The sequence below is a fragment of the Lonsdalea quercina subsp. quercina genome, assembly GCF_000688695.1.
GTDB classification, from domain to species: domain Bacteria; phylum Pseudomonadota; class Gammaproteobacteria; order Enterobacterales; family Enterobacteriaceae; genus Lonsdalea; species Lonsdalea quercina_D.
Genome location: NZ_JIBQ01000003.1, coordinates 421,684 through 434,576 on the forward strand (window position 1 = coordinate 421,684; position 12,893 = coordinate 434,576).

11 protein-coding genes are annotated in these 12,893 nt (G+C 58.1%); 6 read left to right on the forward strand and 5 right to left on the reverse strand.

Annotation, left to right across the window (positions count from 1 at the left end):
* Positions 1-144 precede the first annotated feature (144 nt).
* Entirely contained in the window at positions 145-1,818 is a 1,674-nt protein-coding gene (locus tag SB13_RS03160; RefSeq protein WP_026738957.1) for a methyl-accepting chemotaxis protein, read from the forward strand.
* Between the two features lie 181 nt (positions 1,819-1,999).
* On the opposite strand, the gene ybfE is transcribed toward SB13_RS03160, so the two are convergent.
* Together ybfE and ybfF are read right to left on the reverse strand one after the other, a co-directional pair.
* Positions 2,000-2,281, reverse strand: a complete 282-nt coding sequence (ybfE, locus tag SB13_RS03165) for a LexA regulated protein (protein ID WP_026738958.1) — start codon at positions 2,279-2,281, stop codon at positions 2,000-2,002.
* Between the two features lie 179 nt (positions 2,282-2,460).
* Positions 2,461-3,228 (reverse strand): esterase, encoded by a 768-nt coding sequence (gene ybfF, locus SB13_RS03170; protein WP_026738959.1) that lies wholly within the window; start codon positions 3,226-3,228, stop codon positions 2,461-2,463.
* Positions 3,229-3,447: 219 nt separating this feature from the next.
* Here ybfF and seqA point away from each other — a divergent pair, with 219 nt between their 5' ends.
* Both seqA and pgm read left to right on the forward strand, forming a co-directional pair.
* Complete coding sequence (gene seqA, locus SB13_RS03175) at positions 3,448-3,984, forward strand: replication initiation negative regulator SeqA (RefSeq protein ID WP_026738960.1); 537 nt, start codon at positions 3,448-3,450, stop codon at positions 3,982-3,984.
* Between the two features lie 24 nt (positions 3,985-4,008).
* Complete coding sequence (pgm, locus tag SB13_RS03180) at positions 4,009-5,652, forward strand: phosphoglucomutase (alpha-D-glucose-1,6-bisphosphate-dependent) (RefSeq protein WP_026738961.1); 1,644 nt, start codon at positions 4,009-4,011, stop codon at positions 5,650-5,652.
* Between the two features lie 255 nt (positions 5,653-5,907).
* Here pgm and SB13_RS03185 read toward each other — a convergent pair whose 3' ends face one another.
* The 3 genes from SB13_RS03185 to kdpD form a co-directional block, all read right to left on the reverse strand.
* Positions 5,908-6,336, reverse strand: coding sequence for an EamA family transporter (locus tag SB13_RS03185; RefSeq protein ID WP_026738962.1), 429 nt, complete (start codon positions 6,334-6,336; stop codon positions 5,908-5,910).
* A gap of 62 nt (positions 6,337-6,398) precedes the next feature.
* Entirely contained in the window at positions 6,399-7,079 is a 681-nt protein-coding gene (gene kdpE, locus SB13_RS03190; protein ID WP_026738963.1) for a two-component system response regulator KdpE, read from the reverse strand.
* A 17-nt stretch (positions 7,080-7,096) separates the two neighbouring features.
* The gene (gene kdpD, locus SB13_RS03195) at positions 7,097-9,814 is read right to left on the reverse strand and encodes a two-component system sensor histidine kinase KdpD (RefSeq protein WP_026738964.1); all 2,718 of its coding nucleotides are present in this window, start codon (positions 9,812-9,814) and stop codon (positions 7,097-7,099) included.
* A gap of 295 nt (positions 9,815-10,109) precedes the next feature.
* Here kdpD and SB13_RS03200 point away from each other — a divergent pair, with 295 nt between their 5' ends.
* From SB13_RS03200 to phrB, 3 genes are all read left to right on the forward strand, one after another.
* Positions 10,110-10,316 carry a YbfA family protein gene (locus SB13_RS03200; protein WP_026738965.1) on the forward strand — a complete coding sequence of 69 codons (207 nt, stop codon included), beginning with the start codon at positions 10,110-10,112 and terminating at the stop codon, positions 10,314-10,316.
* Positions 10,317-10,463: 147 nt separating this feature from the next.
* On the forward strand, positions 10,464-11,423 hold the full coding sequence (locus tag SB13_RS03205) for a YbgA family protein (protein WP_026738966.1): 960 nt from the start codon (positions 10,464-10,466) through the stop codon (positions 11,421-11,423).
* A gap of 22 nt (positions 11,424-11,445) precedes the next feature.
* Entirely contained in the window at positions 11,446-12,870 is a 1,425-nt protein-coding gene (gene phrB, locus SB13_RS03210) for a deoxyribodipyrimidine photo-lyase (protein ID WP_026738967.1), read from the forward strand.
* Positions 12,871-12,893: the final 23 nt, after the last annotated feature.

Genomic DNA, 12,893 nt, shown 5'->3' on the forward strand with positions numbered 1-12,893 from the left:
TTTTTGGCCGATATTGACGATGGTGAACACTGAGCGCTTTGTCAGTGACGCCCAGTCAGCACCGTGCTTTCCCTTAACAACGGCGCTTCAGCCAATTTTAGCTACACCAAACTTTAATCTTTTGCTTCGGCGGGGAGTTTAGATATGCAATTGCTGAGAAATATTGCTATCCGTACGGCATTACTATGGGTATTAGGCACTTTCTGCGTGCTATGGGGCGCTGTCTCTGCTTACACCTTCTATTCATTCCATGCGATGACCCAAACATCACACACCAGCACCCTGTTGGTAAAAAATATGAACCTGGTCAACATGGGCAACGATCAGTATTTTCGTATGGTCACTCGACTGGCCAGATCGGTGGACTATCGTCGATCTGGCGATATTGCCAACGCGGACAAAGAGCAGCAGTCCGCGGCGGAAGCGCTCAATAATATGAAAGAGGATTTGGTGGCTTTCAAAGAGATCGACCACGGCGGCATGGATGGATCTTTGGCCGATGCGGTCAGCAACGACTGGACGAATCTCATTCAAAATGGCGTAGAGCCGATGTTCCAACGTGCCGCTTCCTCCGCGCTTGACGAGTATCAGAGCTATGCCAAAACGACCGTCCCTGCATTGAGCCGTCAGTTCGGCATTTCAGTGACGGCCTTCAACAAAGCGGGCGCAGAGAAGTTTAGCGCGGCCGGCGAGCGCTTCAACCGACTGACCTTCATCGGCCAGACCATCCTGGTCGCGGGACTGATCGCGGGCATATTAATGCTGCTGTTCACCGACCGTTATCTGGTCAAATATTTGATGCGTCCTCTTAACGAACTGCGCGACTACTTCCAGATCATTGCCGCCGGGCGGTTGGGAAAACCGATTGCGGACTTCGGCAACAACTGCGTGGGCAAACTGTTCCCTCTGCTGCGTGATATGCAGAGCAGCCTGGCGAATACGGTCAGCACCATCCGTAGCAGCGCGGAATCCATTTACCAGGGCGTTGCGGAAATCGCCGCGGGTAACAACGACCTCTCGGCGCGTACGGAGTCTCAGGCCTCCGCGCTGGAAGAGAGCGCGGCCAGTATGGAGGAGTTAACCTCGACGGTGAAACAGAACGCCGAAAACGCCGGACATGCGCGTCAGCTGGCGCAGCAGGCGTCGACGACGGCGCACAAAGGTGGAGAACTGGTCGATAACGTGGTGAAAACCATGTCTGAAATCGCCAGCAGTTCCAAGAAGATCGCTGAAATCACCACGGTCATCAATGGGATTGCGTTCCAGACCAACATTCTGGCGCTGAACGCCGCGGTGGAAGCGGCTCGCGCCGGAGAACAGGGACGTGGCTTCGCCGTCGTCGCGGGAGAAGTGCGTAATCTGGCTCAGCGAAGCGCGCAGGCGGCTAAGGAGATCGAGCATCTGATTTCCGATTCGGTGCGCAGCGTCGATTCCGGCTCCTCTCAGGTCGCGGACGCCGGCACCACCATGAGTGAAATTGTCCGCTCCGTCTCGAACGTTACCGATATCATGGCGGAGATTGCCACGGCGTCCGAGGAACAAAGTAAAGGGATCGCTCAGGCAGGGCAGGCGATTGCGGAAATGGATGGCGTGACGCAGCAGAACGCCGCGTTGGTTGAAGAAGCTTCCGCTGCCGCGCGCTCGCTGGAAGAGCAGGCGGCTTTGCTGACGCAGGCCGTGTCGGTCTTCCGCCTGACGGAATCGTCGGCTAAAGACGCGCCCGTAGCCCGTAGTCGTGAAGTCAAACCCGCCGCCGCCGCTCCTGCGTTAAAAGCGCTGCCTTCCAGGAAGTCGACGGATAATTGGGAAAAATTCTAAGAAGCGGCACGGTTTCAAATGTCATCTGACATGCTCGTCCACCTTATCGTCGCAGCGAGGAGCGCGATGATAAGGGAGGATGAAGGTTGGGTAGGGGAATAGCAGGCAGAGTGGGGAAGCCAGCGAACATCGTTACGACCCCCTCGAATTCAGAGCGTCTTGAACGACATTCTAAGTGAAATCAACGTTTAGCCCCGGCCAGCTGAGACAGCAAAATTTGCTCGATAAGCTCACTGCGGCTGATATTTTTCTCCTCCGCCAATGCGTTAAGAATATCGACCGCTTCCGCGTTAATTTTCAGCTCAACTCGCCGTAGCCCACGATTCTTGTCTCGTCGCAGCTGATTGCGCTTATTAATCCTCAGCTGTTCATCTCGTGAAAGCGGATTGGTTTTCGGACGGCCCGGACGACGCTCATCAGCGAACAGATCCGGTGTGGTGCGATCCGTTTGTTCTTTTGCCATAGGTAGTGGTACTGCAAAGATTCGGACCAAAACGCGCATGTCATTCGCGACATTTTGGTGATGTGGTTAACAATGCCAGTGGCTAGACAGCCGACCCTTAAGTGCGTAAAGCGGGCGACATGATACCCCAGCGGAACCAGCCGCGACAATGGTTTACGGCGTCGCGGCGAACGGTTGGGCTAACTCTGCGCCATAAAACGGTGTATCGCCCGCAGCACGGCCTCAGGTTTTTCCGCATGCACCCAATGCCCCGCGCCCGCAATGGCATAAGCCGTCGCGCCGGGAAACTGACGCAGCAGCGCGTCGCGATAGCGGCGATCCAGATAAGGCGAATTCTCGCCGCGAATAAACAAAATGGGATGCGCCCAGACGGGGACGTCCTGCCAGCCTGAAATGACGTCGTATTGATCCCATAAAACCGGCACGTTGAATCGCCACTCTCCCTGAGAAAATGACTTCAGCAGGAACTGAATCACGCCTTCCTCGGCGATGCTTTCGCGCATCAATTCCGCCGCGGCAGTACGTTGTGTGATCCCGGCGGCGCTGACGGCTCTTAGCGCGGCAAAGATGTCGTCGTGTCGTCGGCTGTGGTAATGCACCGGCGCGATATCAATCGCGACAATACGATCAATGCGATCCGGGATCAGCGCGCTCAGCGCCATGGCGACTTTACCGCCCATGGAGTGGCCGATCACAATGACACGATCCAGCGCCAGTTCGTCCAGCAGATCCACGACATCTTGCGCCATATCCTGATACTGCATGGAAGGATCGCGCGGGGACAACCCGTGGTTGCGCAGATCGATCTGTAAAATATCGTGTTGATTTTGNAGATCGCGGGCCAATACGCCAAGATTATCAAGGTTACCGAACAGGCCGTGAATGAGAATAACCGGAAGCTGCTGCTGAGGCAGTTGCGCGTTTTGCCAGCGATAATTCAATTTCATAGTGAAGTTCATTCAGGGAGACGTTTGCTTAGGGTATCATGAGTTTATCCTGCGATCTCGCGGTGCCATGAACGATCGCCTCTGGCGACCCTCCATGCGCAAAGGCATCACTCAGCCTAATCTGACTTTATGCGGATACCCGCGTTTGCTGCTGTTCGCGGGAGAAAGGTAACTTTATACTCCCTGATGATTGAAGAAATAAAACCGTACTGGATAAAGATGAAAACTATTGAGGTCGACGAAGAGCTTTATCGTTATATCGCCAGCCATACCCAGCATATTGGCGAAAGCGCATCCGACATTTTACGGCGCATGCTGAAATTCAGCGCCGGACAGGTTGTACAGACAGCTCCGTCCAAAGCGGCGGCGGCGGAACAGCCGGCGACGACGATTCAGCACAGCCCGCGTGACCGGGNGAGAGCGCTCCGCGAGCTGCTGTTATCAGACGAATACGCTGAGAAGAATAAAGCGATCAACCGCTTCATGTTGATATTGTCCGTGCTGTATGAGCTGTCACCTGCGGAATTCGGCGCGGCGACCGAGTCGCTCCACGGCCGGACCCGCGTCTACTTTGCCGGTGACGAGCACACGCTGCTGCAAAATGGCACGCACACTAAACCCAAACATATCCAGGGCACGCCATACTGGGTTATCACTAACACCAATACGGGTCGTAAACGAAGCATGATTGAGCACATCATGCAGTCGATGCAGTTCCCGCCGGAGCTGATCGAGAAAGTCTGCGGCACCATCTAAATCACGCGTCAGGAAAACAAGGCAATGGCTAATCACCCGAGAGCTGGACAACCTACCCGGCAGAGCGACTTGATTAACGTCGCACAGTTGACGTCACAGTATTACGTGTTGCAACCGGACCCCGCTAACCCGGCCCATGCCGTTAAATTCGGCACCTCCGGTCATCGCGGCAGCGCCGCGCGTCACAGTTTTAATGAAGCGCATATTCTGGCTATTGCTCAGGCCATCGCCGAAGAGCGCAGTCGCCAGGGGATTAGCGGCCCTTGTTACGTGGGGAAAGACACGCATGCGTTGTCTGAACCCGCGTTTATTTCCGTTCTGGAAGTGCTGACGGCAAACGGGGTGGATGTGATTATCCAGCAGGATAATGGTTTCACCCCAACACCGGCAGTCTCCAACGCGATTTTGACGCATAACCGCAATGGCGGCGCCTTGGCGGATGGCATTGTCATTACGCCGTCGCACAACCCGCCGGAAGACGGCGGCATCAAGTATAACCCCCCCAATGGCGGACCTGCAGACACCAATCTGACCAGCGTGATTGAAAAGCGCGCCAACGCGTTGCTGGCCGAATCGCTGCGCGGCGTTCAGCGTCAGACCATGGACGCGGCCAAACAGGGCGGTCATCTTCACGAACAGGATCTGGTGCAGGCCTATGTGGAAGGGCTGGGCGACGTCGTCGATATGGCGGCCATTCAGCGCGCCGGGCTGAAGCTGGGCGTCGATCCTCTGGGCGGTTCCGGTATCGCCTACTGGCAGCGGATCGCCGAACACTACAAGCTGGATCTGACGATGGTTAACGACGAAGTTGACCAGACGTTCCGCTTTATGACGCTGGATCATGATGGCGTCATCCGTATGGACTGTTCATCTGAATTCGCCATGGCGGGACTGCTGGCGCTGCGCGACAAGTTCGATCTGGCCTTCGCCAACGATCCAGACTACGACCGCCACGGCATCGTGACCCCCGCAGGGCTGATGAACCCGAACCACTATCTCGCCGTCGCTATCAACTACCTGTTCCAACATCGTCCGCAGTGGAGCGACAGCGTCGCGGTCGGCAAAACGCTGGTTTCCAGCGCGATGATTGACCGGGTCGTCAACGATCTGGGCCGCAAATTGGTGGAAGTGCCGGTCGGCTTCAAATGGTTTGTCGATGGGTTGTTCGACGGCAGTCTGGGCTTCGGCGGCGAGGAAAGCGCGGGCGCGTCCTTCCTGCGCTTTGACACTCAGCCGTGGTCAACCGACAAAGACGGCATCATCATGTGTCTGCTGGCGGCGGAGATCACGGCCGTGACCGGTAAGAACCCGCAGCAGCACTACGATGAATTGGCGAAACGCTTCGGCGCGCCTAGCTATAACCGTATTCAGGCTCCGGCCACGCATGCGCAAAAAGCCGCGTTGTCCAAGCTGTCGCCGGAACAGGTCTCCGCCAGTACGCTGGCGGGCGATCCGATCACCGCGCGTCTGACCACTGCGCCGGGCAATGGCGCGTCCATCGGTGGGCTGAAGGTGATTACGGACAACGGCTGGTTTNCCGCGCGTCCTTCCGGCACGGAAGAAGCCTACAAAATCTACTGTGAAAGTTTCCTCGGCGATGACCATCTGCGGAAAATTGAAAAAGAAGCGGTAGAGATTGTCAGCGAAGTGCTGAACAACGCGAAATAACGCTCGCGGCAACGCGAAATCCCAAAAGGCACCGAAGAGGGTGCCTTTTTGTTATTCGACGCAGCCTCAACGACGGGGAGCGTTGCCCGTCATTTGGGGCGGACGCAGTATCAACGATTATGCGAATGTCTCGTCCGGACGAATCTGTCCGCCTGCCGCGTTGCAGAGGGGGGCGAGCGTCCCCGTTTCTTATGTCGGGGGGACGGCCCGCTATGACGAACAGACCGATGTCATCAAACAACGGGCCGCTTGCCGTTATCCCAATGCGATCAGCAGCGCGCCGGCTGAGATCAGCGCGACGCCCACGCCCGCCAGCAGAGATATCTTTTCCCCCAGCAGGATCACCGCCAAAATCACGGCAAAGACGACGCTCAGTTTATCGATCGGGGCGACCTGCGCGACTGAGCCATTTTTGAGCGCCATGAAGTAGAACAGCCACGACATGGCCCCGGCGACGCCGCTGAGTACAATAAACAGCATGGCTTTATGCTGTGTCAGAATCGAGCCTACCAGGCCCAGTTTACCTTGAGCGACGACAACGCCGACCAGGAACAGGGCCATGATGACGGCGCGCACCGCGGTCGCCGTATTGGCGTCCAACTGTTGTAGTCCCACTTTACCGAATATCGCTACCAGCGCGGCGCACAGCGCGGATAGCAGTGCATAGATCAACCAGCTACTCATGACTCTTTTCCCGCTCAGAAATAAGCGTGAATGCTACTCCTGCCTCATGGGAAAGGCTATCTTCAGGGGATGAAGCGATAGCCGACGGCGGTCTCCGTAACCAGGTGCCGAGGGCGGGCGGGGTCCAGCTCCAGTTTCTGGCGCAGGTGTCCCATATAGATGCGCAGGTAGTGGCTGTTTTCCACCGCGTTGGGGCCCCAGACGTCGTTTAGCAATTGGCGCTGCGTCAAGACTTTGCCGGGATTGGCGACCAGCAGGGACAATAGGCGGAACTCGGTGGGCGTGAGATGCAGCGTTTCGCCGTTGCGGATCACCTGACGGTCGAGCAGATCGACACTGACGTCGCCGAACGTCACCTTCGGGCTCTCCTGACGCGACAGGGTAAACCGGCGCTGTGCGACCCGCAGCCGGGCCAGCAGTTCTCCAATGCCAAAGGGTTTTGTCAGAAAATCGTCGGCGCCAGCATCCAGCGCCGCGATTTTATCCTGTTCATCGCTGCGGGCGGACAGGACGATAATCGGGATGCTGCTCCACTGGCGCAGGTCGTGAATATAATCGATGCCGTTGCCGTCCGGCAGTCCCAGATCGAGGATAATCAGCGACGGCTTGCGGGTGGCGGCCTCAAGCAGGCCGCGCTGTAGCGTATCGGCCTCAAAGACATGACACCCTTCCGCTTCGAGCGCTTGCCGCACGAAGCGCCGTATCTCTTTTTCATCTTCTACGATCAATACGTTGGTAAGCACCTGCGTGGTGACTCCTCTTATTCAGGTTCCAGATCCGGCGGGGTTATCAGCGGCAGTGTGAAGTGAAACACGGCGCCGCTGCCTTCGGCATTCGTCGCCCAGATTTTTCCGCCGTGAATGGCGACGATGGCCCGACAGATAGCCAGTCCCAAGCCTACACCAGGAATGGCGGACTCCGGATGTCCGCGGGCGAATTTATCGAAAATCATCTGCGCCTTGTCGGGGTCGATGCTCGGTCCGTTGTCCTGCACACGCACTTCGACGTCGCGTTCGCCGGTTGCCGTGACGATCGGCAGAGCGGAGAGCGTGATGGCCGCCCGGTTGCCCGCGTACTTGACGGCATTCTCCAAAAGGTTAATCAGCACCCGTTCTATCAGGGTGGCATCGCAGTAGACCAGCATCAGTTCTTGCGGCAGCGCCAGCGTCACGTCTGGCGCGTCTTCGCCATTTTCTAGATGGCGCAGTGCGCTGTCCGCCAGCTCCTGAAGGGACTGCCAGGCTTTGCGGGGATGGAAACCGTCCGACTGGAGACGAGCCATATCCAGCAGATTATTGACCAGCCGCGTCGTGTTCTGGATCTGCCGTCCGATCTGGCCGGCCTGAGAAGCATAAGGGGACGCCTGTGCGCTCAGATTACGCGTCAGAATTTCCGTCTGGCCGGACAGCACCGTCAACGGCGTTCTCAGATCGTGGGACAGCGCGGACAGCAACGAGTTGCGCAGTTGCTCGCGCTCGGTGTCGAGACGTGCTTTCTCGGCGCTTTGGATGAGATGCAGCCGTTCCAGCGCATTGGCGATCAAGACAGTGCAGGTCTCCAGCATGCGCTGCTGTTCAGGGATCATCAGTTGGCGCGCATGCAGCGGCTCAAGCGCGATGACGCCGAACGTCAGCTGCGGCGTCGACAGCGGCTGAATCTGGTAGGGAACGCCGGGCAGGGTACGTGTTCCGTAGCCCGCCGGCGCATGATGGTCGAAGCTCCAGCGTGCGATAGCCGGGNCGACGATAAGCGGTTCCGGCGTTTGCGCCGAGACGGGCTTCAGTTCGGCCGTCGGCGAGGACGGCGTATCCGCCAGCCAGATCGCGGCGCGAGCCTGAAACGTCGAGCCAAGATAGTGACGGCTGGCGGCGGCGATATCTTCCACGGTCAGGCTGCGGTTAAGCGCATTGGACATCTCGTACAGATGGCGCATGCGCTGTTCACGGTAGTGGGCGACGCGCGCCTGATAGCGCACGCCAGCGGTCAGGCTGCCCACCAGAATGCCGACGCTGAGCATCACGATAAACGTGACCAGATACTGTGCATCGGCCACGGCCAGTTTACCGCGCGGCGCGACGAAGCAGAGATCAAAGGCGACGACGTTGATCAGCGCGGCAAAAACCGAGGGCCAACGTCCGAAAAACAGCGCGACGATCGCCACGCCAAGCAGGTAAATCATCACCAGATTCACCGGTTCGAGCACGGAAAATGGAGACCACAGCGCCAGCAGCGTGATTGCGGCGCACAGGGCAATCGCCAGCGCGCAGCCATACAACTGACGCCGCCATTTTTCGGTGAGACTCCGGTTATCTTCCGGTTTGACCTGCGGGGTGGCGGGCTCATCCTGAACGGAAACCACCACGAGATCGAGATCGGGTCCCAAAAGCCCCAGCTTCTCGGCGAAACGCGCCCGCCGCCAGCGATGCCAACGGCGATCCGTGTGACGACCAATCACGATTTTGCCGAGATTATGTTCGCGCGCGTAACGGAGGATGGCGTTTTCCACGGAGGGATCGGACAAGGTGGCCGTTTCTGCTCCCAAATCCTGCGCCAGCTTCAATGCGCGCAGGATGGCCCGGCGTCGGGATTCTGGCAGTCGGTGTAACCGGGGCGTTTCCACGTATACCGCATGCCAGATGCTGCCCAACCGCGCCGCCAGCCGGGCGGCGGTCCGCACCAGTTTTTCATTACCCTCGTCCTGACCGATGCAGAGCAGAATCGCATCGCGGGTATGCCATACGCGCTCGTCGCCCTGCAGGTCGCGCATCGCCCGCACCTGATCGTCCACGCGGTCAGCCAGCCGACGCAGGGCCAGCTCACGCAGCGCAACGAGATTGCCCTTGCGGAAGAAATGTTCGATGGCGCGTTCTGCCTGCTGCGGAAGATAAACCTTGCCTTCATGCAGGCGTTGGCGCAGGTCGTCCGGCGGCAAATCCACCAGCACGACTTCGTCCGCGTCGTCAAAGAACGGATCGGGCAGGGTTTCGCGTACGCGTATACCGGTGATCCCGCCCACCACATCGTTAAGGCTTTCCAGATGTTGCACGTTGACCGTTGTGAAGACATCGATCCCGGCTTCCAAGAGCTCCTGCACATCCTGCCAGCGTTTAGGATGACGACTTCCACGCAGATTACTGTGGGCCAGTTCGTCTACGAGGATCAGCGCAGGCGCCCGCATCAGCGCAGCGTCCAGGTCAAATTCCTCGTGATCTCTGCCCGCCGCGCCGATCTTTTTCCCCGGCAGTTGCGGCAACCCGTCTAACTGCGCGAGGGTCTCCACGCGCCCGTGGGTTTCCACCACGCCGACCAGCACATCCAGCCCCTGCTCCTTGAGACGGCGCGCTTCTTGCAGCATCGCGTAGGTTTTCCCGACGCCCGCGCTGGCACCGAAAAAAATCTTCAGTTTTCCCCGCGGGGATTCTCCAAGCTGGGACAGCAATGTATCCGGGTCGGGACGACGCGGTTCCTCATTGGTCATGAACAGTCCTTATCGCCTGGGCTCAGTGAATCATGGGTTGGATCTAACAGTAATACATAAGCGGCGGCGTTTCCGCCAGAGCCAGGCATCTCCGGCGTTTTATTCGCGGGTGGCAAAAGTCAGCTTTTTTATCATCGTCAGGCCGGTCCCTTCATCAATTTTTAGGATAAATACGGCCTGGTTTTCTGGTCGGATGAGTAGCTAACCGGGCGCAAAGGAGGTAGAGTTTTAACCTGTTGCAGTGACGCGTTCATCACCTGCGGGAGTGCCTCCCGCGCATTGTATGACTCGGAGGATGGCCATGTCTTACGCTTACCCGTTCCACCGTATTGTTCTGCGCCGCAGCGCGGTTGTGATCATTGGTCTGCTGGCTTTGCCAGTGATGTTGTTCCGTCGCGATCGCGCCCGTTTCTACAGTTATTTGCATCGAGTATGGTTAAAAACCAGCGACGAACCGGTGTGGCACATGCAGTCAGAGCACGCCGCCGGCCACTTTTATTAAGCGCAGGCCCGACGGGCCGCGTTCTTCCCGCCTCCTTCGCGTCTGAAATCGTCAGGCGCGACGGCATGATTTTCCTCATCTTTCTCATGAGTTGCCTGTAAATCCGCTATGCTAGTGAGATAGCAATTTCTTTTGATGAGGCACCTCATGTCGAACTCGTTAATTCCCGTTGGCATAAGCGCCTGCCTGCTGGGAAATCAGGTCCGTTTTGACGGCGGACACAAGCGTTTTGGGTTTGCTGCGGACCAACTCACTTCCTATTTCAGCTTTGAGCCGATATGCCCTGAAATCGCGGTCGGGCTGCCGACGCCGCGTCCGGCTTTGCGGCTGGTCAAGAACGAACACGACGAAACCGTGTTGCGCGCCAGCAATGGCAGCGATCTGGACGTGACCGAGGAAATGCACGCTTTCTCGGCAAGCAAGGTGAGCGAACTGAGTCATCTGTGCGGCTACATCGTCTGCGCCAAATCCCCCAGCTGTGGGATGGAGCGTGTACGCGTGTATGACGCCGACCAGAAAAACGCGCGGCGAAGCGGCGTTGGTCTCTTTACCGAACACCTGATGGCCGCCATGCCGTGGTTGCCTGTAGAAGAGAACGGCCGCCTGAACGACGCGGTGCTCCGCGAGAACTTCATCGAGCGGGTTTTCGCGCTGCATGAGCTAAATCAGCTGTGGCAGCAGGGGCTGACCCGCGGGCGGCTGATGGCGTTTCACAGCCGTTACAAGCTGCTGTTGCTGGCCCNCTCTCAGCCGGAATACCGCACGCTGGGACGTTTTGTCGCCACGATGGACGAGTGGGAGTCTCTGGAAGCCTTCGCCACGGAATACCGGCTGCGCTTGATGTCGCTGCTCTCGAATCCGGCGACCCGCCGCAATCACACCAACGTTCTCATGCATGTGCAGGGCTATTTCCGCAACCAGCTGAATGCCTCACAGCGTCAGGAGCTGACCCAGCTTATCGATCGTTATCGTCAAGGGGTCCAGCCGCTGCTCGCTCCCATTACGCTCCTGCGCCACTATCTGTCCGAATATCCGGACGACTATCTCGAGCAGCAGCGCTATTTCGCGCCGTATCCCGAAGCGTTGCGCTTGCGGTACGGCTACTAGTTTGTTGTCACAAGGACTCGCTATGGCTACGCACTTGGTCTGGTTTCGCAACGATTTACGCATGAGCGATAATCTCGCGCTCCACGCCGCCTGTCAGGATAAAAAAGCCCGTGTGATCGGGCTATTCATCGCCACGCCCCGGCAGTGGGCTAATCATGACATGTCTGAGCGTCAGGCCGCCTTGATGTTCGATAACCTGCAACGGCTGCAGCAGTCTCTGCACGATAAGGGCATTCCGCTTTTTTATCAGCAGTGCGGCGACTTTAACGACAGCATTGATGCACTGGTCGAATTTTGCCAGCGCGAGCAGGTCACGAACCTGTTCTACAACTATCAGTACGAGCTGAATGAACGCCAGCGCGACAGAAAAATGGAGCAGGCGCTGGACGGAAAAGTCGTCTGTCAGGGCTTTGACGACAGCTTACTGCTGCCGCCCGGCAGCGTGATGACGGGCGATGGCAAGATGTATCGCGTCTTCACGCCGTTCAGCAAAGCGTTCGTCAAACGGCTGCAGCAGAGCGAAACCGTCTGCGTGCCAGCCCCCGCCTCGCGCGGCAAGTTGACGGACGATGTGCCGCCAGTGAAGCCGTTCGACTATCCGTCGATCTCTGTTTCCGACGACTTTCCGGCCGGCGAAGAGGCTGCGCAGCAGCGGCTGCGTCAGTTTTGTCGTCAGAAGGCCGACGGCTACGCCTCTCAGCGCGACCTTCCCGCCGCGCCTGGCACCAGCCAGCTGTCCCCTTATCTGGCGCTCGGCGTCATCTCGCCGCGGCAGTGTCTCGAAGGGCTGCTCGCGGAGTCTCCCGAGGCGCTGAACCAGCCTGACGGCGGCGCTTTCGTTTGGTTTAACGAGCTGGTTTGGCGAGAGTTTTACCGTCATCTGATGGTCTTTAGCCCTGAGCTGTGTCGCCATCAGCCATTTATGCCCTGGACGAAGCAGATTGAGTGGCGGGACGATCCCAAAGGGCTTAAAGCCTGGCAGGAAGGCCGCACCGGCTTTCCCATCGTGGATGCGGGCATGCGGCAGCTTAATCACACAGGCTGGATGCATAACCGGCTGCGCATGATCTGCGCCAGCTTCCTTATTAAGGATCTGCTGATTGACTGGCATGAGGGCGAGCGGTATTTCATGAGCCAACTGGTGGACGGCGATCTGGCCGCCAACAACGGTGGCTGGCAGTGGGCCGCGTCGACCGGGACAGACTCTGCGCCCTACTTCCGCATCTTTAACCCGACCACGCAGGGGGAGCGCTTCGACCCGGACGGCGACTTTATCCGGCGCTGGGTGCCGGAGCTATCGAAGGTGCCCGGCAAAGCGATTCATCATCCTCTGCGTTGGGCGGAACAGCAGGGGCAAAAGCTCGACTACCCCGCGCCGATCGTAGACCATAAACAGGCGAGAACCCGCACGTTGGCGGCGTTCGAGGCCGCTAAGAACAAGCAATAATTTATCAGGGAGCCGTTGTACCT